Here is a 26,375-nt window from a genome sequence, read left to right as displayed (position 1 = left end):
TTGGGGATCGTGGGCAACGCCGCCGTTCGGGCGGCTATCGCTGCGTTCTTCGTTTTCGTCTTGCTCGTCGGCATACATGCTCCTCATTGACATGCTATGCCTCACACACAAAATTTCGGACAGGCTCCCGTGGCCGGCTGAAAGCGCACCACGAGGATGTCGCTGTTGGCCCCGAGGTCGCTGCTGCCCCAGGGGCTGCTTTCATCGGGGCCCTGCTTGGCGCTGCGCTTGCGGTTGTTGAGGCCCTGCACGTGCGGCGCCAGGTCGGCGGACGAGGTCTTCACGCCCGACTCGCTGGTGCCCGTGCTGGCGGCCTTGACGCTGTAGGCCACTTCCGCGTCGAGTAGATCCTGAAAGCCGGCCTGCGCCACCAGCCGCTGGATGATCTCCGTCGCAAAGCGCGCGTTGTCGCGCAACTGCGAGGCCGCATCCACCGTGGCGAAGCCGCGCCGCGCGAGCAGCAGCGCCGAGCCTGCCGCCAACACCAGCAGCAGCCCCAGCGCCATCGCCACGAGCAGTTCCACGAGCGTGAGCCCCCGGCTCCTTGTCCTGTGTGACGGCTGGTGTTTCATCGTCATGGCTTGTCAAAGGACGGTACCCGGCGTCACGGGGAAGACGATACCGGGCCGTGTTGCTGTGTCGAGCGCAGCAGCACCCGTCGCCGAACGGTTGGTGCTTGCGCGCGTCCAGCCGATCTTGACAACCGCGATGGCATTGCTCGTGGTCGCGGGCGCCGTGCAGGTCCATTGCGGCAGGCCGGCGCTGTCGTAGGGAGCGGAATCCAGGCACACGGACACCCGCGCGCCGGGCAGTTCTGCATCCACGCGTGCAAGCCATTCCGTCATTTCCGCGCGGGCGATCTTTTGCCGCATGGCCTTCTTGTCGGCATCGGAGGTTTCCGAGCCGGTGGCGCAGGCCGTTCCGGCCGACAGGCAGTACTCAGGGCTTCCCAGCGCCAGCGGGCTGCTCGTGAACTCGCCCAAGTAGGGATTCGCAGAAGCGGCCGCGGTTGCGGCCACGTCCTGGTTGCCGCGCATCATTTCGGCCAGTTCGCGGGCCAGCGTGCCCGCGGTCGACTGCAGCCGCGCGTCCCGGTTGGCCTGCAGCGCGGCTGCCTGCAGGCCGACCATGCCCAGCAGTCCGAACGAAAGCACGACGATAGCCACCAAGATCTCGATCAAGGAAAAGCCAGCGGATCTGTGACAAGAACCAGGGTGGAGCAGCATGGCGGCAATGCGTCCAAATGTTAGAAATTGCACACTGCATGCTAAACGTGGCCCTGATTGCCCAACTCGCCGCTTGTCCGGGCCATCAAGCCGTTTGGCGGACACGTATGCGGCGCAGGCGGGTTACCGCCTAACCGCTTGAACAACTGCTCCACGGCCCGTGACGCCAGCCCCGCGCAATCAATCGAACCGCAGTAGTCGGCGGCCAATGGTTCCACTGGGCTACGTGTCGCCAGCCGAATTCGAGGCCAACTGCTATCGCAATTTTGAGCAACAGACCATGTCGGCCTGACTCAAGCCAACCAGTCTCCGCGAAACCCGGGGCGGTTCAGTTGCAGCCATCGGACCTGACAAATACGTTCGTCCGATATGCCGCAATACGTGATCTTCTGTCGTTGAGGCAACGCCTGTCCCGCGGCTCAACGCGTGACGAATTCCATCTGCGTCCCCGCCAGTTCCAGCCGGTCGCCGTTCTTCAGCAACATCGGCTCGGCGCCGACGGCCACGCCGTTCACGCTCGGCAGCGGCGTACCTTCCACATGGGCAAAGACGAAGCCGTGCGGCCGCTTGGTGATGGCGGCGACAGCCACGCCGGGCTTGCCGATGGTGGTGACGACCTTGATGAGCGCGACCTCCCGGCCGGCCGCCGCGCCGGAGAGCACCTTGATGGATGCCTGTTGCGTGGAGGCGGGGGCCACGCGATCGGCGGCCTGCAGCGGCGAGAAACCGGAAGCGGCCGCCTCAGCGGGCGCCAGCACCGCGCCCGGGCGCACGATCACGGTCTTGTCGTAGTTGTCGCTCTGCTGCACCGCAAACCGGATCTTGTACTTGCCGACCTCGATGGTGTCGCCATGCAGCAGCTGCTGCTTCTGCACCGCGCGGCCGTTCACGTAGGTGCCGTTGGTGCTGTTCAGGTCCTCGATCCAGGCGCTTTCGGGGCTGGTGAGCTGCAGCACCGCATGCTCGCCGCTGACGGCCAGGTTGTCGATCACGATGTCGTTGTAGGGGCGGCGGCCGAGGGATGTGCGCTCCTTGGTCAGCGCGACTTCCTTGATGACGACCCCGTCGATCGAGACGATCAGTTTGGGCATAGCCGGCTCCTGCGGCCTGCAGCGGCAAAAAAACGCTTCGCGCAGACGATGGTGGTATGGGTGTGGGTCATGCCGGCCGGGTGCATCTGCGACGGGCCCTCATGTGTTCTTCTGACATCCGATCAGAAACCGATTGTGCCGAACAGGCGGGACATGAGACCGCGCCGGCCGGCCGCGGAAGCCGTGGCCCTGATGAGGACGACGCTGATATTATCGCGGCCGCCTTGCGCATTGGCGCTGTCGATCAGCGTCCGAGCCGTATCCTCCAGCGACAGGCCGGCACGCAGGATGGTCGCGATGTCGTCGTCGTCCACCATATCGGGCAGGCCGTCGGAACACAGCAGATAGAGGTCGCCGGGCTCCACCCGGTGTTCGTGCACTTCGATCTGGGCCGCCTCTTCCACGCCGAGGGCGCGGGTGACCAGATTGCGGTTGGGCGAGACGGCTGCCTGTTCGGCCGTGATGATGCCGGCGTCCACCTGCTCCTGCAGCCACGAGTGGTCGCGCGTGATCTGGTCGAGCGCGCCGTCGCGCAGGCGGTAGCCTCGGGAGTCGCCGATGTGGCCCAGCACCAGCCGGTTGTCGTGGAAGCAGGCGGCTACCAGCGTGGTGCCCATGCCGGCGTACTGGGGGTTGGCCTGGGATGCCTGCAGGATGGCGCCGTTGGCGTTGTCGACGCAGATTTCGAGCGCCCGCCGCACTTCGCGGGGACTGGCCTGTCCTCCGGCTTCGGCGAGCCAGCGGCCCATCCCGGCCTGGACCAGTCCGGCGGCCATGCTGCTGGCCACTTCGCCGGCGTTGTAGCCCCCCATTCCGTCCGCCAGCACCGTCAGTCCGTTGGCCGCGTCGAAGGCCACGGCATCCTCGTTGTTGGAGCGCAGCAGGCCAGTGTCCGTCCGGGCGCAAAACTCGTAGTTCATGAAGGTGGCGGCGGCAGCGGCAGGTTCCGGATCGGTCCGCTGCGGCGGCTGGAGAGAGGATGCGCCGGCGGTGACGCGCATCATAGACGAGCGGTCTATCCGTGCATGGCGACGCCGGCGTGACAAGGCCCCAAACTGCTTTGCCTGATGGCACCGCTGCTTTGGGGCCTGCCGGGCTCGCACCCGGGTGGAGCGCGGCTGCCGCCCGCCGGTCAGTGGGCGGCTTCCTGCTTGCCGGCGCGCGCGGCCAGGGCCTTGCCGACGACCACGACCAGCACCGCGCCAATGGCGGCCGACACGTAGTGCAGCCACGGGTTGGCCGCCACGGTGTCGCGCAGGAACACGTCGCTCGAGATCGTCTCGCCGCCCACCCAGCCGATCAGTGCCGCACCCAGCAGGACGATGATGGGGAAGCGCTCCATCAGCTTGATCATCAGCGTGCTGCCAAAGATGACCAGCGGGATGCTGATAGCCAGGCCGGCGACCAGCAGCACCATGCTGCCCTGCGCGGCGGCGGCCACGGCGATGACGTTGTCCAGGCTCATCACGAGGTCGGCGATCAGGATGGTGCGCACGGCCGCGGCCAAGCTGCCGGTCTGCTTGGTTTCGCCTTCGCCCTCGTCCTCGTCGCCGAGCAACTGCACGCCGATCCACAGCAGCAGCAGGCCGCCGACGATCTGGAGGAACGGCAGGGCCAGCAGCTTGACGGCCACCACGGTCAGTACGATCCGCAGGCCGACGGCAGCTGGCCGAGCCCAGGAAGACCGCCTTCTTCTGCTGGTCGGACGGCAGCGACCGTGCCGCCAGGGCGATGACGACGGCGTTGTCGCCGGAGAGGATGATGTTGATCCAGACGATCTTGACCAGACCGATCCAGAAGTCCGCCGATTGCAGTAGCTCCATCTTGCCGATGCTCCTAGTTATGCATGAACGAGAGAAGCGCTCGGAGCCGGGGCTCCGAGCGCTTCTCGTTGTGAGGATGCCTCAGTGTAGCGGGCGCCTGCCGCCCGCCGATGCGTAGAACTGCTTACGCAGGATCAGAGCAGCGACTTGAGCAGCCTGCCCAGCTCCGACGGGTTGCGCGTGATCTTGAAGCCGGCTTCCTCGAAGGCGTGCAGCTTGGCGTCGGCCGTGTCGGCGCCGCCGGAGATCAGCGCGCCGGCGTGGCCCATGCGCTTGCCGGGAGGGGCGGTCACGCCGGCGATGAAGCCGACCACCGGCTTCTTGAAGTGATCCTTGGCCCAGGCGGCCGCGTCGGCTTCGTCCGGTCCGCCGATCTCGCCGATCACGATGACGGCATCGGTCTCCGGATCGTCGTTGAAGGCTTTGAGCACGTCGATGTGCTTCAGGCCGTTGATCGGGTCGCCGCCGATGCCGACAGCGGTGGACTGGCCCAGGCCGATCTCGGTGAGCTGCGCCACGGCTTCGTAGGTCAGCGTGCCGGAGCGTGAGACCACGCCGATGCGGCCCTTCCTGTGGATGTGGCCGGGCATGATGCCGATCTTGATTTCCTCGGGCGTGATGAGGCCCGGGCAGTTGGGGCCGAGCAGCAGTGTCTTCTTGCCGCCGGCGGCTTCCTTGGCCTTGATCTTGTTGCGCACTTCGAGCATGTCGCGCACCGGGATGCCTTCGGTGATGGCGATGACGAGGTCCAGGTCGGCCTCGACGGCTTCCCAGATGGCAGCCGCCGCGCCTGCAGGCGGCACGTAGATCACCGACACGTTGGCGCCGGTCTGTGCCTTGGCTTCCTTGACGGACGAGAAGATCGGGATGTCGAAGATCTTTTCGCCGGCCTTCTTCGGGTTCACGCCCGCCACGTAGGCGGCCTTGCCGTTGGCGTATTCCTGCGACTTCTCGGTGTGGAACTGGCCGGTCTTGCCAGTGATGCCCTGGGTGATGACGCGGGTGTCTTTGTTGATGAAGATGGACATTCTCGATTCTCCAGGGCTTCTTACTTGGTGGCTGCCACGATGGCGGTGGCGGCGTCCGCCAGGGTGTCTTTCGAGATGATCGGCAGGCCGGACTCGGCCAGGATCTTCTTGCCCAGCTCCTCGTTGGTGCCCTTCATGCGCACGACCAGCGGCACCGAGAGCTTGACTTCGCGGGCTGCGGTGACCACGCCGTTGGCGATGGTGTCGCACTTCATGATGCCGCCGAAGATGTTGACCAGGATGCCCTTGACCTTGGGGTTGCGCAGCATGATCTTGAAGGCCTCGGTAACCTTCTCGGTGGTGGCGCCGCCGCCCACGTCGAGGAAGTTGGCCGGCTCGCCGCCGAACAGCTTGATGGTATCCATCGTGGCCATCGCGAGGCCGGCGCCGTTGACCAGACAGCCGATGTTGCCGTCGAGGCTGATGTAGGCCAGGTCGAACTTGCTGGCCTCGACCTCGGCCGGATCCTCTTCGTCCAGATCGCGGTAGGCGACGATCTCGGGGTGGCGGAACAGGGCGTTCGGGTCGAAGTTGAACTTCGCGTCCAGCGCCTTGATGCCGCCGTTGCCTTCGAGGATCAGGGGGTTGATCTCGACGAGCGAGGCGTCGGTGTCGTTGTAGATCTTGTAGAGCTTGTGGAAGATGTCCACGGCCTGGGCGGTCGAGCCGGACGGGATGCCGATGCCGTCGGCCAGCGACTGGGCCTGCGCGTCGGTCAGGCCGGTCAGCGGGTCGGCGAAGACCTTGATGATCTTCTCGGGCGTGGAATGGGCCACTTCCTCGATGTCCATGCCGCCTTCGCTCGATGCGATGAAGGCGATCTTCTGCGTGGCGCGGTCGGTGACGACCGAGACGTAGTATTCCTTCTTGATGTCGGCGCCGTCCTCGATCAGCAGGCGGCGGACCTTCTGGCCCTCGGGGCCGGTCTGGTGCGTGACGAGCTGCATGCCGAGGATCTGCTCGGACAGGGTCTTGACCTCGTCGATCGAGCGGGCCAGCTTCACGCCGCCGCCCTTGCCGCGGCCGCCCGCGTGGATCTGCGCCTTCACCACCCAGACCGGGCCGCCGAGCTTCTGCGCGGCTTCGATGGCTTCCTGCACGTTGAAGGCCGGGATGCCGCGCGGAACGGGAACGCCAGCGTTGCGCAAGATTTCCTTGCCTTGGTATTCGTGAATCTTCATGAGGTATCTCTCAGGAGAAGGGGAAAAGCCCGCGGGCCGCAGGGGTGCGAGAAAAGGCCACGGGACGGGACACGGGTGAGCCCCCCAGTTTATCACGCAGGGGCCTGCGGGACGGGGGGCGGGGACGGTGCGGGCAGGGGCCGGCGCTCGACGATGGTGGCCGGCGGCAGGTCGGGCGAGGGGTCGAAGGCGACCTCGATGCGCACCATCGCGCGCACGGCCTGCCCGTCGCGGCGGCCGGGCTGGAAGCGCGCCTGCAGGAAGGCATTGCGCGCGGCCTCCTCCATCGGCGGCGTGAGGGTCGGGCCGTCGGCCACGACGTGGCGGACCGTGCCGTGCTCGTCGATGTAGAGCGTGAGCACCGCCGTGCGCGCAGCCACCGGCGCCGCGCCGGGCGGCCAGGGGATGTCGATCGGGCCGAGCGGCTGCGGCGGCTGCGACAGCAGCCGGCGGGGCAGGTAGCCCTGCGGCGCCGCGGCCGCGCCCTCGGCGTCGCCGCCGCGGTCTTCGGGGCGGGGTGCCGCCGCGGGCGGCTGCGGCTCCGCGGCCTGCGGCTTTGCGGCTGGCGGTTCCACGGGCCGCGGCGGGGCCGGCTGCGGCGGCGCGGGCGCGGCCACCAGGCGGGCGGTGAGGAACGCCCTGGCGCCGGGCACGGCGGCCCGGACCGGCGCCGGCGCCGGCCCGGCCGCCGGCCATGGCGCGAGCAGCAGCGCATGACCGGCGGCCGAGCAGGCGCAGGCCAGCGCGAGCGTCACGGGCGGCGGCAGGGGGCCGGCGAGGCGGCGCATGGCGCTCGGCCCGTTCAGTCCACGAGCTCGCGCCACGAGGTGCGCTGGGGTGTGCCGGCGATGGTGCCGGTGGCGCTGGTGTAGGTCTGGCTGGTGGTGGCGCCGGTGCTGTCTTTGACGACGATGATGGTCGTGCCCGAGGCCAGCGTGAGCGTGGTGAAGCCGACGACGATGCTCGACGAGCTCAGCAGCTGGGCCACCGTGCTGGTCGCCGTCCCGTCGAGCAGGCTGATCTGGTAGAGCCAGGAGGAACCGCCCGAGGTGCAGGCGTCGCCGCTCGGCACGGTGGAGGCGGCGATCAGGGTGTCGGACTGGATGGCCATGCTCGTGACGATGCGCTCGCCGCTGGTGGGCAGGTCGGCCCACCAGCCGCCCTGGCTCGACCAGTCCACGCTGTTGCTGGTGCCGGTGACGGTGGTGCTGGAGGCCGTGAACGTCTGCTTCACGAGGCTCGCGCTGTTGCGCACCACGCCCCAGCCGTCGCTGGTCAGCGGGTCCTTGAGCACGGCGATGCTCTGGGTCGTGGTGTCGGTGATGTCGCTCGTGCCGAGGTAGCGGCCGGTGGCGATCGCCACCGCCGGGTAGGTCGAGGAGATGAGCTTGAGCAGCGGCTGGATGGTGATCGGCTGCACCGTGCCGTCGCTGGCCTGGAACTTCGCGAGCAGCAGGGCCGACAGGTAGGGCTCGACCAGGCTGTCGGTGTCGAAGCGCCAGAGGTTGCCGAGCAGGTCGCCGCCGTAGAAGCGCAGCGCCGTGTTGTCGGTGGTGCCGTTGAGCCAGACGTTGATCTTGGCCAGCCCGCTCGGCGTGGCGCTGGAGCCGGCGCCGGTGGAGATGCTGCGCAGCACGGCGCCGGTGTTGGCGTTGACCACGTAGAGGCGGCCCACGCCGTCGCCCGCGGTGTTGTTGTAGCCCGAGGCGAAGGCGGTCACCCAGGTGCCGTCGGCGAGCTTGGTGATGACGGGGTTGCCGTAGCTCAGGCCGAGGTGGGTGTCGGTGAACTCCCAGAGCAGCTTCGGGCTCTCGGGCGTGGTGATGTCCAGCGCGTAGTAGGCCTGGCCGCCCGCGTTGAGGCCGCCGACGAGGATGGTCTTCCAGGCGCCGTCGACGTAGATGTCGGCCTCGACGGCCTCGCCGTCCACGGAGTACTGGTGGCCGACGGTGGCATAGGCGGTGTCGGCGAGCTTGTAGAGGTTGGGCATCACGGCCGTGGGGACGTAGGCCCAGAGCTCCTCGCCGGTGCTGGCGCTGAAGGCATGCAGCATGCCGTCGTTGGCGCCGGTATAGACCACGGCCGTGCGCGCGGCCCGGGCGGTCTTGAAGGCGGAGTAGCCGGTGTCGGCATAGCTGAACGGCGGCGCGCCCACGTAGACCGGCGTGCTGTTGATGATGTCGCCGAGCACGTGGCTGCGCGTGCGGAACAGCGGGCTCGTGGTGTTGCTGGCCTCGTAGGTGCGCACGCCGCGCAGGTAGTTCACGAGGTGGCTGCCGGTGTTGGCGAGCGCCTTGTTGGCCGTCGAGAGCGTGCTGCACTGCGCGGCCACCACGGTCTTGCTGCAGAGGCCCGTGAAGTAGGCCTGCTGGGTGGCCGAAAGGTTGTCGTAGAGGAAGCTGGTGAGCGCGCCGCTCTTGTTGAAGTAGATGGCGCGGTTGGCCGCGGCCTTGCTGTCGAGCAGGCCCTGCGCAGACCAGGTTGCCGTGGTGCCGATCTCGCCGGTGGTGCCGTCGAGGGTGTAGGCCGCGAGCTCGCCGGTCCACGACACGGTGGTGTAGCTGGCCTGGTAGACCACGTTGCTGTCGCCGGCCACGAGGGTCAGCGTGTTGGTGGCGGCGGCCGTGCCCGAGCCGGTGGTCTCCTTGACCGCGGTGACCACGCTGGTGATGGCCTCGGAGAGCGAACTGGCGTTCATGGCCGAGTAGTACTGGCCGCGGCCGTTGACGGCGGCATGCCAGAGGTCGTCGACCGCGAGGGCGGTGTTGCTCACCGGCGTCGGCCAGCTCTTGGTGCCGGCGGTCAGGGCGACGTAGTCGCCCGAGGTCTGCGTCAGGTAGTCCTTGTCGTAGGTGAGCGTGCCGTTGACGCCCAGGCCGACCGAGAAGGTCGTCATGTGCTGGTGGGTGGCGGTGTCGCGGCCGGAGGTGGGCACCGAGTTCGAGCAGACGTCCTGGCTCGAGCCCGAGGTGGTGGAGGTGCAGTTGCCCAGCGCGGTGGTGCGCAGGTCGGTGACGTAGTAGTACTCGGCGACGTCGGCCAGCGTGTTCTCGGCCTTGTTGTCGTCCTTCATCGGCCGGCTCTCGTCGCCGTCCTGGTCGCCGATCAGCGCGCTGGCCGCGAGGTTGTACTTGCCCGTGGTCTCGTTCCAGAAGCCGTCGGTGGAGAGCAGCGCGAAGTTGCGCTGGCAGGCGTATTCCATCGGGTCGTAGGCCTGCTTCGACACCAGGTTGGCGAAGTAGCGGCCGGCCTTGGCCAGGGCCGCGCGCAGCGGCGTGCTGCTGGAGCGCGTGGCGCTGTAGAGGCTGGTGTAGAAGCTCGCCTTCTGGGTGCTGTCGAAGTCCTTGACGTTGCGGAAGTAGCTGGTGCCGTCGGTCGTGTTGGTCAGCGAGTCGTTGATGGTCATGAAGCCGACGCGGTAGTTGCTGTCGAGGCTCGCGAAGGCCTGCCCGACCGCGGTGCGCATCAGCAGGTAGCGCTTGCGGTAGTAGGAGTACCAGTTGGCGTAGTTGGCGGCGTCGGACGAGCTCGAGGTGACGGTCACGGCCGTGAAGACGCTGCTGCCCGGGCTCGCCCCGACGGTGCTCATGCACTCCTTGTAGAAGGTGGTGGTCGTGACGACCGCGCCGGTGCTGCCGTAGGTCCAGCCCATGGCGGTCTGGCTGCCCTTGTAGGTGTAGTAGGTCTGGCCGCTGCCCTGGGTGGTCACGGTCCAGCTGCCCGAGCCGCTGGAGGAGAAGCCGCTGACGGTGACGACCAGGGTGTAGGTCGTCGTGGTCGTCTGGTTCATTCCCGATGTCGTGGTCTTGCTGCTCCAGCTGGTGACCGTGCCGCTGTAGGAGGTGCCGCTGCCGTGCTTGACGGTCACCGTGTCGCCGGAGGCGAAGGTGGAGCTACTCACGCCGCTGGTGAAGGTGAAGGTCGCGCTCGTGGTGCTGGAGGTCGAGAGGCTGCTGGCGGTATAGGACGTGCCCGTGCCCTGCAGGTTGGTCGTGGTGCCGCTCTGGGTGTAGCCGTCGTCCCAGGCGGCCGTGAAGCTGGCGGCGGAATACGAGGTGCCGGTGGCGTCGACCGGCGGCGTGTAGGTGATGCTCGGGTCGTAGGCGACGCCGTTGCACTGCGTCGAGGCAAAGCCGTAGCGCGTGGTGGCGCTGCCCTGCGCATCGGGCATGTAGGCGTAGTCCATGCTGCCCGAGTCGTCGAGGATGAACAGCAGGTTCGGCTTGGCCGTGACCTCCGACAGCGTGATGAGCGGCTGGGCGGCGATGTCGGTGGTCGCGGCCGGGGCCGCGAGCGCGACCGCGAGCAGCGGCAGGGCGCCGAGCCGCGCGGCGGCGCGCAGGAGGGTGCGGCGGACGGAGCAGGGCATGGCTGGGTGCTCGGGTCTAGAAATGGACGATGGTCTCGGTGAAGCTCGTCGTGTTGCGCGCGCCGCGCACGCGCACGACGATGCGGTAGTAGGGCGAGAGCGTCGAATCGGCGCACTGGCCGCCGTTCTTGTAGTTGATCTCGCCCTGGCAGGAGCTCGACGTGCTCGCGGTAGTGCCGAAGGCGCAGTCGGCCGAGCTCGCGCTGCCGGCGGCGTCGCAGAGCCGGAACACGATGTACTTCGCCGCGTTGCCGTTGATGGCGGTGGAAATGGTCGCGGGCGCGTAGCTGCAGCTCGCATAGGTGCCCGAGGTCTTGGCCGCGCAGCTGTCGCCGTCCCAGTCCACGAGCTTGCGGCTGGTGCTGCCGAGCTGGGCGCCGGTGGCGTCGAGCAGCGCGTCGGCGCTGGCGTAGTAGCCGCTGCTGGCCAGGTCGGCGTCGAGCCCGCTGGTGCTGGCCGAGAGCTTGGCGTAGAGCACGGCGATGGCCTGGCGCACGGCCTGGTCGGACGCGGCCGTGGCGTCCTGCTTGAAGGCGACGTTGCCGGCCACGAGCGAGCCGGTGTGCACCGAGCGCACGAGCGCCGTGGCGGCCAGCGCCAGCGCGGCCAGCGCGAGCAAGGCGACCAGCAGCGACAGGCCGCGCTGGCGGTGCCGAAGCGGCGGGGGCGTCATCCGGCGTTCCAGAGCACGTTGCGCAGCGGCACCAGCGTGTCGAAGACCTTGTAGCGGTAGTGCTGCCAGTCGTCGAGCCGGTCCACCCGCAGCTTGATGCACTGGCCGCCGCTGCCGTCGCTGCAGGTGCTGGTGTTGGAGGCGGTGACGGCCGTGCCGAGGTTCCACTGCGGCACGGCGGAGGTCACGGTCTCGCGCTGGTACTGCGTGCCGCGCGCCACCACGGCCACACGGATCGCCAGCACCCGCTGCCAGCCGGTGACCGTGGTGGGCGCGGAGGTGTCGTAGCTGTCGATCGTGCCGTCGCCAGTAGTGTCCTTGCCGTAGAGCGCCTGCAGGTCGACGATCTCCGGGAACGCCTCCTGCGTCGTGGTGGTGCCGGTGCTCGACGACAGCGTGGCGGCCTGCAGCGCGTTGGCGCTGCTGACCGACCAGGTGCGGTAGACCAGGCTGCCGAGGTTGAGCAGCACGCTGCCCTTGGCCAGCGTGGCGGGCAGCAGCGCGGACTGGGTGGCGTTCCAGCCGCTGGTGGTGTCGTGGGTGACGACGGTCGAGGTCACGGCCGTCGCCGCGAGCAGCGTGCAGCCGGTCGTCGTGTCCCAGGTCTCGGGGACCGCCATGAGCAGGTCGCCGGCGACGGTCGGATAGGACGACTGCACCGTGAAGCTCGTGGCCGAGGCCGTGTGCGCGGCCGTGGTGAGCATCGGCACCGAGGCCGCGGTCTTGCCGCTGGCGAGCACGAGGATGCTGTCGGGCGCGCCGGCCGCGCCGCCGTCGGTGATCTGCACCGGCGCGAGCGTGAAGGTCCAGGCCGTGCCGCTGTTGTACTGGGCCGAGACGGTGCAGCCCAGGGCCGCGGGATAGGCGGCGAGGCCATAGCCGGCCTGCAGGATGTCGCGCCGCAGCGTGTCGAGCGCCACGGTGCCGTTGATCTGGGCATCGCTGCCGGTGGTGGCGGCGCGCCGCTGGCCCTCGGCGACGGCCAGCACGTTCATGATGGCCGCCGTGGTCAGCAGCCCGATGACGAGGCCGACCATGAGCTCGATGAGCGTCATGCCGCGGACGCAGGAGCGGGCTGCGGGCGCCATGGCTCAGGAGCTCGCCGAGGCCGCCACGATGCTCGTGGCCGTGACGAACTGGTGGGTGTCGCCGCCCGGCAGCGCCCAGCCGATGGTGATGGTCACGTCGCCGGTGCTGGTGTCGACCGTGACGGTGGAGGTGCCCACGGGCAGCGCGGCCGTGACCTTGGCCTTCCAGTCGCTGCAGCGCGTGTAGCTGCTGCAGCTGCTGCTGGCGTACTGGGCGATGTTGCCGATGTCGGCCCACATCGCGCCGGTCAGCTCGGTGGCGAGGTAGCCTGCCTCGGCGCGCAGCTGGGCGGCCGTCTGCGCCCGCGTCATGCTGGCCTGCAGCGCGACCAGGCCGAGGATGCCGATGGCGAACACCACGATCGCCACGAGCGCCTCGAGCAGCGCGAAGCCCTGCGCGCTGCGTGCAGCGGAATGCCGGAGGTATATGCCGGAAGCACTTTCCCTGCAAGGGCTGTAGCACTGTGGGTAGGGGGGTATGGAATGCATGGCCGTTTGCCTGCCGCTCAGCCCGGACAGGCGCGCGGGTCGCCGGAGGCGGCGGCCGGGTCGCAGATGCGGATGGCGCCGGTGCCGCCGACGGTCACGCGCAGGTGGCGGTGGCTGTCGGCGTCGCCCGCGGCGGTGATGTCGATGCGGGCGATGGCCTCGTCGCTGCTGGCCACGCGGCCGTAGCCGTTGAAGGTGACCGTCGTCGCCGCGGTCGAGCGTCGGCGCGCGTGGCCGCCACCGTCAGGGCGGAGGTGGCCAGGGCCTGCGATGCGACGACCTTCGGCGCCGTCGTGGTCGACGGCGTCGCCGCGCAGGCTCCCACGGGGCTTTTGAGGCTCACGACCCACGATGCGCTCGACGACGACAGGGTGCAGGCGCTGCTCAGCGCCGCGCCGCTGGCCGACACGAGCCAGAAGCTCACGTTCTCGTTGCGGCGCACGGCCTCCTGGCGCGCGGTCTGCAGGCCGGCGTGCAGCGTGTCGGCGGCCTCGCGCACGCGCAGGTCGACCATCCAGCCGCCGATGCCGGGCGCGGCGACCAGCAGCAGCAGGGCCGCCACGGCCAGCGTGACCATGACTTCGACGAGGGTGAAGCCGGATGCGCGCATGGCCATGGCGTTCAGCAGGTGGAGGCCGTCTGCAGCCAGCAGGCCGAGGAGCTCGGCACGCTGCCGGCGTAGAGCGTGGTGGCCTTCGTGCCGTCCTGGTCGATCGTGTAGGCGTAGCCCGTGGTCAGCGTGCCGGTGCCGGTGGCGGTGACGACGAAGGCCTGGCCGCTGGCGGACGTGAGGCAGGCATAGGTGAAGTACTTGGCGCCGGCCGGCGCGAAGCCGTTCCAGCCGCTGGCCGTCGTGTCGGTCGCGCAGGCGGTGCCGCTGGCGGCGCCGTAGTTGCGGTTGTCCTGGTAGTACTGCTCGAGCTTCACGCGGTAGTCGGACAGCGCGCCGAAGGCTTCCTGCAGCTGGCCGCGGCGCAGGTACGCGGTGTAGGAGGGCAGGGCCACGGCGGCGAGGATGGCGACGATGGCGATGACGATCATCACCTCCACGAGCGTGAAGCCGGCGGTGCGGCGGCCGTGGCCGGAAGGCGCGTTCGGCATGCGGGTCCCTCGTATCCTTGTTGTCGCGGCGGGGCCGGGTGCGGCCGGCCGCATCATCGCGTTGCATCTGGGAGGGATGTGGGAGATGCGGGAGGAATGCGGGGCCCGCGCCCCTCTCCCTCGACTTTGCCGCCCTGCGCGCGGGGCCGTAGACTTCGCCCTTCCGACGGCCGCCGCCCGCCCCCGGCGCGGCGCCTGCCACCGACGACGACAGGAAACCTCCGATGTCCCACAAGATCTTCATCGACGGCGAGGCCGGCACCACCGGCCTGCAGATCCGCGAGCGGCTCGCCCTGCTGCCCCAGGTCGAGGTCGTGAGCATCGACCCGGTGCGCCGCAAGGACGTGGGCGCCAAGCGCGAGCTGCTGGCCGCGGTCGACCTGGTCATCCTCTGCCTGCACGACGACGCGGCGCGCGAGACGGTGGCGCTGGTCGATGCGCTGCCCGGGCGGCGCCCGCGCATCATCGACGCCTCGACCGCGCACCGCACCGCGCCGGGCTGGGTGTTCGGCTTCCCGGAGCTCGCCGCGGGCCAGGCCGCGGCCGTGGCCGCGGCCGAGCGCGTGGCCAACCCGGGCTGCTATGCGACCGGGGCGATCGCGCTGATCCGCCCGCTGGTCGACGCCGGCCTGCTGCCGCCGGACTATCCGGTCGCGCTGCCGTCCATCAGCGGCTACTCGGGCGGCGGGCGCACGATGATCGAGGCCTACGAGGCCGGCACCGCGCCGGCGCACGAGGTCTATGCGCTGGGCCTGAAGCACAAGCACCTGCCCGAGATCCTGCGCTACACCGGCCTCACGCGCCGGCCGATCTTCATCCCCTCGGTCGGCAACTTCCGCCAGGGCATGCTCGTGGAGCTGCCGCTGCACCTCGACACGCTGCCCGGGCGGCCCTCGGCGCAGGACCTGCACGAGGCGCTGGCCGCGCACTATGCGAAGAGCAACACGCCCGAGCAGTTCGTGCAGGTGCTGCCGGCCACCGCCGACGGCAAGCTCGACGCGCTCGCGCTCAACGACACCAACCGGCTCGAGCTGCGCGTGTTCTCCAGCGACGAGCATCCCCATGCGGTGCTGATCGCGCGGCTCGACAACCTCGGCAAGGGCGCGAGCGGCGCGGCGGTGCAGAACCTCCAACTCATGCTCGGCCTGTGAGCGAAGACGGCGACGACGGCCCCGATGTCCCCGCCGACGGCGCCTGCGAAGGCGCCGTCGGCGTGCTGGTCGTGGAGGACGAGCCGGAGTTCCTGCGCCGCTTCGCCCAGGCGGTCGCGCAGGATCCGGCCCTGCGCCTGCTGCAGGCCGTGGCCACCGGCGGCGAGGCGCTGGCCGTGCTGGAGCGCGAGCGGCCCGATGTGATGCTCGTGGACCTGGGTCTGCCGGACATGAGCGGCCTGGCCGTCATGCACGACGCGGTCAAGCGCTATCCCGAGATCGACATCCTGGTCGTCACCATGTTCGGCGACGACCACCACGTGCTGCGCAGCATCGAGATGGGCGCCACCGGCTACCTGCTCAAGGACGCGGCGCTGGAGCGCATCGGCAGCGCCATCCGCGAGCTGCATGCCGGCGGCTCGCCGATCAGCCCGAGCATCGCGCGGCGCGTGCTCAACCGCTTCCGCGGCGGGGGCGCGGCGCCCTCTGCGCCAGCGCCCCCGCCGGAGGACGGCGGCGACGCCCTGTCCGAGCGCGAGACGCAGATCCTGCGCCTTATCGCCAAGGGCCTGAGCTTCAAGGAGGCCGGCGCCGCGCTGGGCATATCGCCGCACACGGTGGCGGTGCACCTCAAGCGCATCTACCGCAAGCTGGCCGTGCATTCGCGCGGCGAGGCCGTCTACGAGGCCCGGCTGCTGGGGCTGTTGTGAGCGACCATCCGCGCGCGTGCCGGCGGCGGCGCCTGCGGGGTCTGTTCTTTTTCCTCACCGCCGCGGCTCTGGCCGCGCAGATCGCGCTGCTGCTGCTGGGCCCGGCGGCGCTTCCGGCGCTGCGTGGCGGCGGGCCCGAGCCGTGGGTCGAGCCGGCCACGGCCGCACTGCTGGTCGCGCCCGACACCGAGCCGCCGGCCGCCGATGCGCCCTGGCGGACGATCGCCCTGCCGGACAACTGGCGCGCCCGCGGCTACCAGCCGCCGCCCGGCGCCGCCGCCTGGTACCGCATCGCCTGCGACGTGCCCGGGGACCGCCGCCTGGCCGGCGTGGACGGCGGCTGGGCCGTCTACGTGCCCTACCTCTACGACGGCGGCCGCTTCTGGCTCAACGGCCAGCGGCTGGCCCACCTTCCCGAACCCGACGCGCAGGTCCACGTGAAGTGGGAGCGCCCGCACCTGCTGCGCGTGCCCGACCTGCTGCTGCGCGCCGGCCGCAACGAGCTGCTGCTGCGCACCGCGCCGGGCCAGTCGGTGGCCGGCGACCTGGCCGTGCCGCGCATCCTCGCCGGGCCCGAGCTGTTGCTCCGGCCGCTCTACGAACGGCGGCTGTTCTGGGTGCGCACCGTGCCGCCGCTCACCTCGGGCGCCTGCTTCGTCATCGCGCTGCTGATGCTCTTCATCTGGGTGCGGCGGCGCGACGAGGCGCTCTACGGCCTGTTCGGCCTGACGGCGCTGTTCTGGGGCGTGCGCACGCTGACCTTCGTGATCGAGCTGCTGCCGCAGGCGCAGTGGGACGTCTGGCGCACGCTCTACCAGGCGGCCACCGGCGGCTTCGTCGCCTCGCTCACCGTCTTCGGCCTGTACTTCGGCGGCCTCTACCGGCCCTGGGCGGGGCGCGCGCTGCTGGGCTATGCGCTGGCCGGGCCGGCGCTGCTGCTGGCCAGCCGCGGCGCGGCCGACGGCTGGGTCAGCACTTGGTGGATGGGCGGCTTCGTGGTGCTGGGCATGATCGTCTTCATCGCCGTCACCTACGCGGCCTGGGTGCAGCGCAGCGCCGCGTCGATCGCGCTGATGTCAAGCGTGTGGATCACCATGGGCTCGGGCTTCCACGATTACCTGCTGCTGGTCAGCGCCGACTGGCAGTACCGCCTCGCGCCCGAGTGGATCGGCGCGCGCGTCTTCATCTTCCACGTCGCGGCCAACGCGGTGCTGCTGGTGATGGGCGGCATCCTGGCGAGCCGCTTCGTCGACACGCTGGGTCAGCTGGAGGCGCTCAACCAGACGCTGGAGGAGCGCGTGGCCCGGCGCGAGGCGCTGCTCCAGCGCAACTACGCCCAGCTCGCCGCGCTGGAGCGCGGCCGCGCCGAGGTGGCCGAGCGCCGGCGCATCATGCAGGACATGCACGACGGGCTGGGCTCGCAGCTCTTCACCTCGCTGTCGCGCACCGAGCGCCAGGCGCTGACGCAGGACGAGATGACCGAGACGCTGCGCGCCTGCATCGCCGAGATGCGGCTGGCCATCGAGTCGCTGGCGCCCGAGGGAGACGACCCGCTCGTGGCCTTCGGCGACTTCCGCTTCCGCTTGGAGGCGCAGCTGCAGGCCGCCGGCGTGGCCTCCGAATGGCAGGGCGGGCTGCCCGAGGAGCTGCCGCCGCATGTGCTGGCCGCGCTGTCGCCGCACGTGATGCTGCAGGTGCTGCGCGTGCTGCAGGAGGCGCTGACCAATGCCCTGAAGCATGGCCGGCCGCGGCGGGTGCAGGTCCGGCTGGGGCTGCAGGACAACCGCCTGTTCGCCGAGGTGGAGGACGATGGCGCCGGCCTTCCGCCAGTGATCCAGTCCGGCGGCCGCGGGCTCGGCAACATGCGCGCGCGGGCCCGGCGCATCGGCGCGCGGCTGCGCTGGAGCATGCCGGCCAGCGGCCGCGGCACGCTGGTGCGACTCGACTGGAGCCTGCCGTCCTAGGGGTATATGCCGAAGATGCCCGACAGTCGGGCACTGTGGAGATATAGAGTCAGGAGTATTTTCAGACGCCGTGCGGCGCCTTCGCCGGATAGCGGTCCAGCCACTGGCGCAGCCGGGCATCGACCGGCTCGCCGTCCTGCTCGTTGAAGACCTCGTGGTACAGGTCGTCGAAGCGGTGCGAGTTCACCGTGCTGACCGGCGCCATCGCCGCGAAGGCCTGGCTGCCGGCGGGCTGCACCACGCGGTCGCTGCCGCCGTAGAGCAGCAGCGTGGGCACGCGCCAGCGCGCGGCCGCGTCGAGGGCTTGTGGGCCGGCAGTGGCGATGAAGCGCGCCAGCCGGCCCGAGATGAGGTCGTGGCAGAGCGGGTCGCTGCGCCAGGCTCGCGCGACGGCCGGGTCGTGCGACAGCTGGCGTGGGTCCAGCCCGCTGGACACGCGCAGGTCCGGCGCCAGCCGCGGCACTGCGGCCAGCAGCAGCCGCTGCAGCGGCCGCAGTCCGACGGCGAACGCGGGCGAAGACAGCACCAGCCCGTCGACCGCGCGCCTGTGCTGCGCGACGAAGCGCGCGGCCACCAGCCCGCCCAGGCTGTGGCCCAGCAGGATCAGCGGCACGCCCGCGGGCAGCATGGCGCGCGTGCTGTCCACCACGTCGGCCAGGTCGTCCACCAGCCGCTCGTCGTTCGGCAGCGCGCCGCGCGGGCCGCCGGATTCGCCGTGGCCGTACTGGTCGTAGCCGCGCACCGCGAAGCCCCAGCCGCAGAGCCGGCGCGCCAGCCGGTCGTAGCGGCCCGCATGCTCGCCCAGGCCGTGCACGAGCAGGATCAGGCCGCGCGGCACCGGAGCCTCGCCCGCCGCAGGCCAGTCCTGCAGCGCGATGTTGTCGCCGTCGCTGGCGGTGAAAGTGGAGAGCGCCGAGTCCCTCACACATCCAGTCCCGCGGGCAGGGCCGCGATCACCTGGGCCACGGCCGCGGTGAGCTTCTTGGCATAGGGCACGTGCAGGAACTCGTTGGGCCCGTGCGCGTTGCTCCTGGGGCCGAGCACGCCGCAGACCATCATCTGCGCGGTCGGGAAGCCCTGCGACAGCAGGTTCATCAGCGGGATGGTGCCGCCCTGGCCGATGGTGCCGCAGGGCGCGCCGAAGTGGGCCTGCGAGGCGGCGTCGAGCGCCTGGGCGAACCAGGGCGCCGTCGCGGGCGCGTTCCAGCCGTTGGCCGCGCCGTCGGCATGGAAGGTCACGCGGGCCTGGTAAGGTGCGTTGTCCTCCAGCAGCGCCTTCAGTTCCTGCGTGGCCGAGGCCGCGTCGACCAGCGGCGGCAGGCGCAGCGAGAGCTTGAAGGCGGTGTACGGGCGCAGCACGTTGCCGGCGTCCTTGAGCGCGGGCAGGCCCTCGGCGCCGGTCACGCTGAGCGTGGGCGCCCAGGTGCGGCGCAGCAGCGCTTCGACCGGATCGGTCGTGGTCGGCAGGGTGAATGTGTTGGTGGCGCCGCCGCAGTCGTAGTGCGCCCACGGAAAGCGCTTGTACAGCGCGTCGCCGAGGATCGCGGCCGTGGCCTGGGCCTGCACCAGCCGCTCGGCCGGCACCTCGCAGTGGAAGCTCGCCGGCAGCAGGCAGCCGGTGGCCGAGTCCTCCAGCCGGTCGAGCAGGTGGCGCAGGATGCGGAACGACGAAGGCACCACGCCCGAGGCGTCGCCCGAATGCACGCCCTCGGTCAGCACCTCGACCTTGAGCGTGCCGCTGGCCATGCCGCGCAGGCTGGTGGTGAGCCAGAGCTGGTCGTAGTTGCCGGCGCCCGAATCCAGGCAGATCACCAGCGCGACTTCGCCCAGGCGCGGGCGCAGCGCGTCCACGTAGGGCAGCAGGTCGACCGAGCCGCTTTCCTCGCAGGTCTCGATCAGGCCGACGATGCGCGGGTGCGGCACGCCCTGGGCCTTGAGCGCCTGGATGGCGGCGATGCTGGCATAGGCGGCATAGCCGTCGTCGGCGCCGCCGCGGCCGTAGAGCAGGCCGTTCTCGTACTTGGGCGTCCAGGGGCCCAGATCGCTGCGCCAGCCGCTGAACTCGGGCTGCTTGTCGAGGTGGCCGTACATCAGCACGGTCGGCGCCTGGGCGGCGTTGGCGTTCGGCTGCGTGCCTTCGACATCGAAGAACAGCACCGGCGTGCGGCCCGGCAGGCGCACCACTTCGAGCGTCAGGCCGGCGACCTTCTGCGATTCGACCCAGGCCGCCGCGTTGCGCACCACGGTGTCGATGTGGCCGTGCTGCTGCCAGTCCTTGTCGAAGCCGGGCGACTTGGCGGGGATGGCGATGTAGTCGCTGAGCTGCCGCACGATGTCGCCGTCCCACGCGCGGGTGGCGAAGTCGAGGGCGGCGGCGGTGTCGAGGACGGGCGAGGGTGCGCGGGCGTTCATGGCGGAAGGCTCCTTCCAGCCGGGGCGCGCCAGCGCGGGCGGCGCGGGCGTTCACGGCAAAGATACATATCGCATCATATTCCACCTCCACGGCGCGAAGGCAGGGCTTGGGATGCGTATATGGGGGTATCCAGCCGCAGCGCAAGTCCGCCGCGCGGTAAAGAGACATTGTCCAAGGGGTATGTCTGCAGTCGTCGAGACTGGCGCCGCCCTCCTTCCCGGAGCGTGCAGCGCTACAGAGAGAAGGGGGAGCCGCGAAGCGGCTCGGGGGAATGTTGTCTCAGTGCGCTGCGGCGTCCACCGTGTCCTGCCTGCTCGCGTGCAGCCGCGCATAGGCGCCGCCCAGCGCCAGCAGCTCGGCATGCGTGCCCTGTTCGGCCACGCGGCCGTCGCCGAGCACGACGATCCGGTCGGCGTCGCGCACGGTCGAGAGCCGGTGCGCGATCACGATGGTCGTGCGGCCGGCGCACAGCACCTTGAGCGCGCGCTGGATGTCGCGCTCGGTGAAGCTGTCGATGTTGGCCGTGGCCTCGTCGAGGATCAGCACCGGCGGGTTGGCCAGCAGCGTGCGCGCGAAGCTCAGCAGCTGGCGCTGGCCGATCGACAGGTTGCGGGCGCGCTGGCCCAGCGGCGTGTCGTAGCCCTGCGGCAGCCGCGCGATGAAGTCGTGGGCGTGCACCGCGCGCGCGGCGGCCTCGATCTCCTCGCGCGTGGCGCCTTCGACGCCGTAGCGGATGTTGTCGGCCACCGTGCCGCTGAAGAGGAACGGCTCCTGCTGCACCATGCCTACGGTGCGGCCCAGCGTGGCGAGCGTGAGGTCGCGCACGTCGTGCCCGCCGATGGAGACGCTGCCTTCCCACACGTCGTAGAAGCGGTGCACCAGCGCGGCGATGCTGGTCTTGCCCGAGCCGGTGGGGCCGACGAGGGCGACGGTGGTGAATGGCGCGATCTCCAGGTCCAGCCCGCGCAGCACCGGATGGCCCGGGCGGTAGCCGAAGGTCACGTTCCTCAGCGAGATGGCCGGCGTGAGGTGCGCCGGAGAGAGCGCGTCCGGGCGGTCCTGCAGGGTCAGCGGCACGTCGAGCACCTCGAAGATGCGGTGGCCCGCGGCCATGGCGCGCTGCATCACCGTGTACTGCATCGACAGCGTGCGGATCGGCTCGAAGAAGCGCTGCACGTAGAAGATGAAGGCCACCATCACGCCCACGCCGAGCGAGCCGTCGATCACGTGGCTGCCGCCGACGACCACGACCACCGCCAGTGCGATGCCGGTCAGCACGTCCACCAGCGGCACCATGAGCTGCGAGGCGCGCGCCGAGCCGAGCTGGGCCGTGAGGTTCTCGCGCGCCAGCACGCCGTAGCGGCGCAGGTTCTCGGCCTCGCGCCGGTTCTCCTGCACGGTGCGGATGCCGTTGATGTTCTCCGCCAGCGCCGCGTTGACGGCCGAGGAGGCCTCGCGTGCCCGGATGAACACCTTGCGCGCCCACGGGATCCAGCGCGCGCGCACGACTACCAGCGCCGGCAGCACCGCCAGCGTGAGCAGGCCGAGCTGCCAGTCCATCGCCACCAGCACGAAGACGATGCCCGCGAGCAGGAACAGGTCGCCGATGGCCAAAACCGAGTTCTCCAGGAACTCCTGCAGCGCGTTCACGTCGCCCTGCAGCCGCGACATCAGCCGGCCGGTCTGCGTCTGGTCGAGCACCGACAGGCTTACGTCCTGCAGGTGCGCGTACATGGCGCGGCGCAGGTCGAAGATGGCGCGCTGCGCCAGCCGTGCCGCGATCCACTCCTGGAGGAAGCCGAGCACCGCATTGGCCGCGACCAGCCCGGCGAACACCAGCAGCACGCTCGACAGCGCATGGGCCGACGCCCCCACGACGCTATCCACGGCCAGCCGCACGGTCGCGGGGATGGCGACCTGCACGGCGGTGTAGGCCAGGATGCTCAGGATGGCCGCGGCCAGCGCCGCGCGGTGCGGCGCGAGGAAGCCGGCGATGCGCCGCGCGGTGTGGCCGTCGAAGCGCGAGAAGACGGCGTCGCCATCGTGGCCGTGGCGCGCGAGGGTCGAGGAGGGCGTGCTCATGGCCGGGCCTCCTTCTTCGCGACGGCAATGCCCTTGGCGTCGTTGGCCGCCTCGGCATGGTCGCCGCTGCGGTTCTGCAATTCCCACAGCGCGGCATAGGCGCCGCCCTGGGCGACCAGCGCATCGTGCGTGCCGCGCTCGGCCACGCGGCCGTCCTCCAGCACCAGGATCTCGTCGGCGTGCTGCAGGGCCGCCAGCCGGTGGGCCACGATGATCACGGCCGCGTGCTGCAGCGCATCCTGCAGGGCGCCGCGCAGCCGGCGCTCGGTGATGTTGTCCACGGCCGAACTCGCGTCGTCGAGCACCAGTACGCGCGGCTTCGCGGCGAGCGCCCGCGCGATCGTCATGCGCTGGCGCTGCCCGCCCGAGAGCGCGCCGCCGCGCTCGCCCACGCGGCTGCCGTAGCCCTGCGGCAGCAACAGCAGCTGCTCGTGCAGCTGCGCGGTGACGGCCGCCTGTTCCGACACGTCGGCCGGGCTGTCGGGCTCGGAATAGACGATGTTGTCGTGCGCCGAGGTGTCGAACAGGAAGGCTTCCTGCTGCACCAGCACCACGGCGCTGCGCAGCGAGTCGAGCGTGACCGTGCGGATGTCCTGCCCGTCGATCGTGATGCGGCCCGCGCTCGCATCGCGCAGCCGCGGCACCAGCTGGGCCAGCGTCGACTTGCCCGCGCCGGGCGCGCCCACGACGCCCAGCACCTGGCCCGGGCGCAGCGTGAAGCTCACGTGCGACAGCTGCCGGCCGACGGCCGGCGGGCCGTAGGCGAACGACACGTCTTCGAAGCGCAGCACGCCTTCGGTGACGGCCAGCGGCTTCGCGTCCGGCGCATCGGCGATGTCGGGCACCGCGTCGAGCACCGCGAACAGCCGCGCACCCGCGCCGGTGGCCCGCGCGCTGGCGTTGACGATCATGCCGACCTGGCGCACCGGCATCTGCAGCAGCGTCATGAAGGCCAGGCATTCGCCCAGCATGCCCACGGTGATCTGGCCCGCGGCCACGCGCCGGCCGCCGAACCAGAGCACCAGCCCCATGGCGGTGTAGAAGGCCAGGTTCATCTGGCTCATGGCCGACATGCGCAGCGTGATGCGACGGTTGGACAGGTCCAGCGCCCGGTCGGCCACCGCGTCGTAGCGGGCCAACTCCTTGTCCCGCGACGCGAAGGCGCGCACCACGCGCTGGCCCTGGAGGTTCTCCTCCATGCCCAGCGTCAGGTCCGACATCAGCTGCTGCAGCCGCTGCCACGACAGCCGCAGCAGCACGCCCATGCGTGCGGCCCGCACAATGACGAAGGGCACGAACGACAGCGCCAGCAGCCCCAGCACCGGGTCCATGCCGACGAGCCGCCAGACGCCCAGGCCGAGCAGCAGCGCCAGCGCCACCACGCGCAGCAGCGCGCTTTCGAGGAAGGCGCGCACGCCCTCCAGGTCGAGCATGCCGCGGGTGATCAGGTCGCCCGAATGGTTGGCGTCGTGGAACGCGGGCGACAGGCGCTGGAGCTTGTCGAAGAACGCCAGCCGCAGGTCGTGCCCAGTGCGGTGCGCGATCCACTCGCCGAAATAGCCCTGCAGCCCGGTCAGCACGCCGCGCAGCACCGCCGCGCCGACGATCAATGCGGCCGTGGCCCAGAGCGCCCGCCGGGCCGCGTCGTTGGCGCCGGACGCGAGCAGCCGGTGCGCCTCGTCGACCGCGCGGCCCAGCAGCCGGGGCAGCACGAGGTTGAACACCGCCGCGCCGAGCGCGCAGCCGATGGCGCCCAGGCTCAGCCAGCGGTGGCGCAGGCCCAGCCGCGCGAGCCGGCCGAGCACGCGCGGCATGGCCCGCAGGTCGAGGCCGCCGAGGGCATGGATGTTGAGGGCGTCCTGCTGCGCCGGCTGCGCGGCGCTCACGCAGCGCAGGGGCGGCAGATACCGCGCGGAGTATGATTGGGAAGTAGACGGATATCAAGCGGCATGGGCATATACCCCTCGATGGACGGCGGCTGCGGTCCAGGGGGCGTGTCGTATGGTTTTGGGCGGAGCCGGTGGCCGCTGCAAGCAGCATGCCACGGCCTGTCTGTCGGTACATGGCGGCCAAGTCCTTGATTCACAAGGCGTGCGCCCATGCGGTGCAGGAAGGCGCTGTCCTGCCTGCAGCAATGCAACGGTAGTGCTGCTGCTTATGCAGCAGCTACGGATGGATATGAGCAAATGTTCCTCCGCCCGCAGGGCGGAGCCAACAGAATCCTCGGCTCCTCGGGCACCCTCCTGCTGCCGGCCATCCTTCTGCACCCCTCGCTCGATTCCATGGAAAGTGTCTTCACGCTGGAGAACATCTCGAAGACCTTCCACCGTGGCCGGGAGATGGTTGCGGCGCTTGACGGCATCTGCCTGGCGGTGCCCGCGGGATCGTTCTTCGGCATCGTCGGCACCTCGGGCGCCGGCAAGAGCACCCTGCTGCGCCTGCTGAACTTGCTGGAGAGTCCGAGCCGCGGCGTGGTCCGCTTCCATGGCCACGACATCCACCAGCTGCGCGGTGCCGAGCGGCGCAGCTATCTCTCCCAGGTCGCCACGATCTTCCAGCACTTCAACCTGTTCCATGGCAAGACGGTGCTGGAGAACATCGCATTCCCGCTCGCCGTGCGGGGCGTGTCGCGCACCGAGCGCCGGCGCAAGGCGCAGGAGCTCATCGAACTGGTGGGCCTGCAGGGCAAGGAGGGCGCCTACCCGTCGCAGCTCTCAGGCGGCCAGAAGCAGCGCGTGGGCATCGCGCGGGCGGTGGTGGCCGACGCGCAGGTGCTGCTGTGCGATGAGGCGACGAGTGCGCTCGATTCGGAGACCACCACGCTCATCCTCGACCTGCTGCTGCGGCTGAAGGCGCAGCTGGGCCTGACCATCATCCTCATCACCCATTCCTGGGACGTGGTGCGCCATGCGGCCGACTCGGTCACGCTGATCCAGCATGGCCGCGTGGTGGAGGCCGGCGGCGTGCGCGAACTGCTGCACGACGCCGACTCCTACCTCGGCCGCCAGCTGCTGCCGGCGCCGGACCTGTCGCACGGCCCGGCCCAGGGCTGGGTGCGCTACGACCTGCTGCTGTCGGACGTGCGTGTGCAGAGCACCGTGTTCTCCGACGCGGCGCGCCGGCTGGACGTGACCTCGGCCGTGGTCTCCGGCGGTGTCGAGCGGCTGGGCGGCGTCGACGCCGCGCGCTTCAAGGTGGACTTCGACATCCGTGGCAAGGCACCGTCGGTGCTGGAGGCGCTGTCCTCGATCCTGCGCGAGAAGAGCATCGTGCTCGGAAAGGCCGCCTGATGGGCACCCGCGACTGGACCCAGTACCTGCCGGACTTCTGGGAAGCCCTGGGGCAGACCCTCTACATGACGGCGCTCTCGGGCGTGCTGGTCATCGGCATCGGCATTTCGGTGGGCCTGCTGCTGTACCTCACGGCGCCCAATTTCTGGAGCCCGCGCCCGGCGCTGTACCACGCGGTCAACGCGGTGGTGAACATCGGCCGGTCCATCCCGTTCATCATCCTGATCGTCATCCTCATACCGCTGACCCGGCTGGTGGTCGGCACACCGCTCGGGCCGGCGGCCGCGCTGGTGCCGCTGACGGTGGGATTCACTCCGTTCTTCTCGCGGCTCATCGAGGCCAACCTGCGCGAGCTGGACCAGGGCCGCATCGAGGCGGCCAGGGTCATCGGCGTGACCACGCCGCAGTTCGTCTTCCGCATCCTGCTGCCCGAGTCGCTGTCCGGGATCATCGGCTCGGCCACCATCATTCTGGTCGGGCTGGTGGAGGGCACGGCCGTGGCGGGCGCCATCGGTGCGGGCGGCGTGGGCGACTTCGCGCTGACCTACGGCTACCAGCGCTGGTTCACCGAACTCATCGTGATCGCCGTCGTCGCCATGGTGCTGATCGTGCAGGCCATCCAGATCACCGGCGACACCTGGATCCGCCTGCGCAAGCACAAGCGCTAGCAGCCTTTCTTTTCCAACGTCTCTCCAA

General features: G+C 70.2%; 22 protein-coding genes and 1 pseudogene. 5 read left to right on the top strand and 18 right to left on the bottom strand.

What is annotated here, in order from left to right; genetic code table 11:
- Positions 1-101: 101 nt before the first annotated feature.
- The 14 genes and pseudogenes from GAK38_RS12095 to GAK38_RS12030 all read right to left on the bottom strand — a co-directional run bounded on the left by GAK38_RS12095 (position 102) and on the right by GAK38_RS12030 (position 14,069).
- On the bottom strand, positions 102-578 hold the full coding sequence (locus GAK38_RS12095) for a PilW family protein (protein WP_325344424.1): 477 nt from the start codon (positions 576-578) through the stop codon (positions 102-104).
- A 6-nt stretch (positions 579-584) separates the two neighbouring features.
- Entirely contained in the window at positions 585-1,226 is a 642-nt protein-coding gene (pilV, locus tag GAK38_RS12090; RefSeq protein WP_325344423.1) for a type IV pilus modification protein PilV, read from the bottom strand.
- Between the two features lie 419 nt (positions 1,227-1,645).
- Positions 1,646-2,317 (bottom strand): FHA domain-containing protein, encoded by a 672-nt coding sequence (locus tag GAK38_RS12085; RefSeq protein ID WP_325344421.1) that lies wholly within the window; start codon positions 2,315-2,317, stop codon positions 1,646-1,648.
- 122 nt (positions 2,318-2,439) lie between these two features.
- Positions 2,440-3,237, bottom strand: coding sequence for a Stp1/IreP family PP2C-type Ser/Thr phosphatase (locus tag GAK38_RS12080; RefSeq protein WP_325344431.1), 798 nt, complete (start codon positions 3,235-3,237; stop codon positions 2,440-2,442).
- Between the two features lie 212 nt (positions 3,238-3,449).
- Positions 3,450-4,140: pseudogene (locus tag GAK38_RS12075) on the bottom strand (TerC family protein).
- 134 nt (positions 4,141-4,274) lie between these two features.
- Complete coding sequence (gene sucD, locus GAK38_RS12070) at positions 4,275-5,168, bottom strand: succinate--CoA ligase subunit alpha (RefSeq protein ID WP_325344419.1); 894 nt, start codon at positions 5,166-5,168, stop codon at positions 4,275-4,277.
- 20 nt (positions 5,169-5,188) lie between these two features.
- Positions 5,189-6,349 carry an ADP-forming succinate--CoA ligase subunit beta gene (gene sucC, locus GAK38_RS12065; protein WP_325344417.1) on the bottom strand — a complete coding sequence of 387 codons (1,161 nt, stop codon included), beginning with the start codon at positions 6,347-6,349 and terminating at the stop codon, positions 5,189-5,191.
- Positions 6,350-6,441: 92 nt separating this feature from the next.
- The gene (locus tag GAK38_RS12060) at positions 6,442-7,137 is read right to left on the bottom strand and encodes an energy transducer TonB (RefSeq protein WP_325344415.1); all 696 of its coding nucleotides are present in this window, start codon (positions 7,135-7,137) and stop codon (positions 6,442-6,444) included.
- A 14-nt stretch (positions 7,138-7,151) separates the two neighbouring features.
- Positions 7,152-10,718: a pilus assembly protein gene (locus GAK38_RS12055; RefSeq protein ID WP_325344414.1), complete on the bottom strand. Its 3,567-nt coding sequence runs from the start codon at positions 10,716-10,718 to the stop codon at positions 7,152-7,154.
- Between the two features lie 16 nt (positions 10,719-10,734).
- Positions 10,735-11,391 carry a pilus assembly protein PilX gene (locus GAK38_RS12050; protein ID WP_325344412.1) on the bottom strand — a complete coding sequence of 219 codons (657 nt, stop codon included), beginning with the start codon at positions 11,389-11,391 and terminating at the stop codon, positions 10,735-10,737.
- The gene (locus tag GAK38_RS12045; protein WP_325344410.1) at positions 11,388-12,479 is read right to left on the bottom strand and encodes a PilW family protein; all 1,092 of its coding nucleotides are present in this window, start codon (positions 12,477-12,479) and stop codon (positions 11,388-11,390) included. The genes GAK38_RS12050 and GAK38_RS12045 overlap by 4 nt, the downstream gene beginning before the upstream one ends.
- Positions 12,480-12,482: 3 nt before the next feature.
- Entirely contained in the window at positions 12,483-12,968 is a 486-nt protein-coding gene (locus tag GAK38_RS12040) for a type IV pilus modification PilV family protein (RefSeq protein WP_325344408.1), read from the bottom strand.
- 94 nt (positions 12,969-13,062) lie between these two features.
- Positions 13,063-13,584: a pilus assembly FimT family protein gene (locus GAK38_RS12035; RefSeq protein ID WP_325344407.1), complete on the bottom strand. Its 522-nt coding sequence runs from the start codon at positions 13,582-13,584 to the stop codon at positions 13,063-13,065.
- A gap of 5 nt (positions 13,585-13,589) precedes the next feature.
- A complete protein-coding gene (locus GAK38_RS12030; RefSeq protein ID WP_325344405.1) occupies positions 13,590-14,069 on the bottom strand; it encodes a type IV pilin protein in 480 nt (159 codons plus the stop codon).
- A 224-nt stretch (positions 14,070-14,293) separates the two neighbouring features.
- Between GAK38_RS12030 and argC the strand changes: the two genes are divergently transcribed.
- Genes argC through GAK38_RS12015 form a run of 3 tightly spaced genes read left to right on the top strand, consistent with a single transcriptional unit; the run spans position 14,294 to position 17,894 of the window.
- Positions 14,294-15,220, top strand: coding sequence for an N-acetyl-gamma-glutamyl-phosphate reductase (argC, locus tag GAK38_RS12025; RefSeq protein ID WP_325344404.1), 927 nt, complete (start codon positions 14,294-14,296; stop codon positions 15,218-15,220).
- On the top strand, positions 15,217-15,930 hold the full coding sequence (locus GAK38_RS12020; RefSeq protein ID WP_443089206.1) for a response regulator: 714 nt from the start codon (positions 15,217-15,219) through the stop codon (positions 15,928-15,930). Before argC ends, GAK38_RS12020 begins: the two co-directional genes overlap by 4 nt.
- Positions 15,927-17,894, top strand: a complete 1,968-nt coding sequence (locus GAK38_RS12015; protein WP_325344402.1) for a sensor histidine kinase — start codon at positions 15,927-15,929, stop codon at positions 17,892-17,894. Before GAK38_RS12020 ends, GAK38_RS12015 begins: the two co-directional genes overlap by 4 nt.
- A 61-nt stretch (positions 17,895-17,955) precedes the next feature.
- Here the strand turns inward: GAK38_RS12015 and GAK38_RS12010 are convergent, their stop codons facing one another.
- From GAK38_RS12010 to GAK38_RS11995, 4 genes are all read right to left on the bottom strand, one after another.
- On the bottom strand, positions 17,956-18,819 hold the full coding sequence (locus GAK38_RS12010; RefSeq protein WP_325344400.1) for an alpha/beta hydrolase: 864 nt from the start codon (positions 18,817-18,819) through the stop codon (positions 17,956-17,958).
- A complete protein-coding gene (locus GAK38_RS12005) occupies positions 18,816-20,306 on the bottom strand; it encodes a M20/M25/M40 family metallo-hydrolase (RefSeq protein ID WP_325344398.1) in 1,491 nt (496 codons plus the stop codon). The genes GAK38_RS12010 and GAK38_RS12005 overlap by 4 nt, the downstream gene beginning before the upstream one ends.
- 280 nt (positions 20,307-20,586) lie before the next feature.
- The gene (locus GAK38_RS12000) at positions 20,587-22,389 is read right to left on the bottom strand and encodes an ABC transporter ATP-binding protein (protein ID WP_325344397.1); all 1,803 of its coding nucleotides are present in this window, start codon (positions 22,387-22,389) and stop codon (positions 20,587-20,589) included.
- Positions 22,386-24,275, bottom strand: coding sequence for an ABC transporter ATP-binding protein (locus GAK38_RS11995; protein WP_325344395.1), 1,890 nt, complete (start codon positions 24,273-24,275; stop codon positions 22,386-22,388). The genes GAK38_RS12000 and GAK38_RS11995 overlap by 4 nt, the downstream gene beginning before the upstream one ends.
- A 300-nt stretch (positions 24,276-24,575) precedes the next feature.
- Here GAK38_RS11995 and GAK38_RS11990 point away from each other — a divergent pair, with 300 nt between their 5' ends.
- Both GAK38_RS11990 and GAK38_RS11985 read left to right on the top strand, forming a co-directional pair.
- Complete coding sequence (locus GAK38_RS11990) at positions 24,576-25,679, top strand: methionine ABC transporter ATP-binding protein (protein WP_325344393.1); 1,104 nt, start codon at positions 24,576-24,578, stop codon at positions 25,677-25,679.
- Complete coding sequence (locus tag GAK38_RS11985; RefSeq protein ID WP_325344391.1) at positions 25,679-26,347, top strand: methionine ABC transporter permease; 669 nt, start codon at positions 25,679-25,681, stop codon at positions 26,345-26,347. The genes GAK38_RS11990 and GAK38_RS11985 overlap by 1 nt, the downstream gene beginning before the upstream one ends.
- Positions 26,348-26,375 lie beyond the last annotated feature (28 nt).

Origin of the sequence: Xylophilus sp. (assembly GCA_009914555.1) — a bacterium.
GTDB lineage: Bacteria > Pseudomonadota > Gammaproteobacteria > Burkholderiales > Burkholderiaceae_C > WNDY01.
This window is presented reverse-complemented; position numbering and strand designations above follow the sequence as displayed.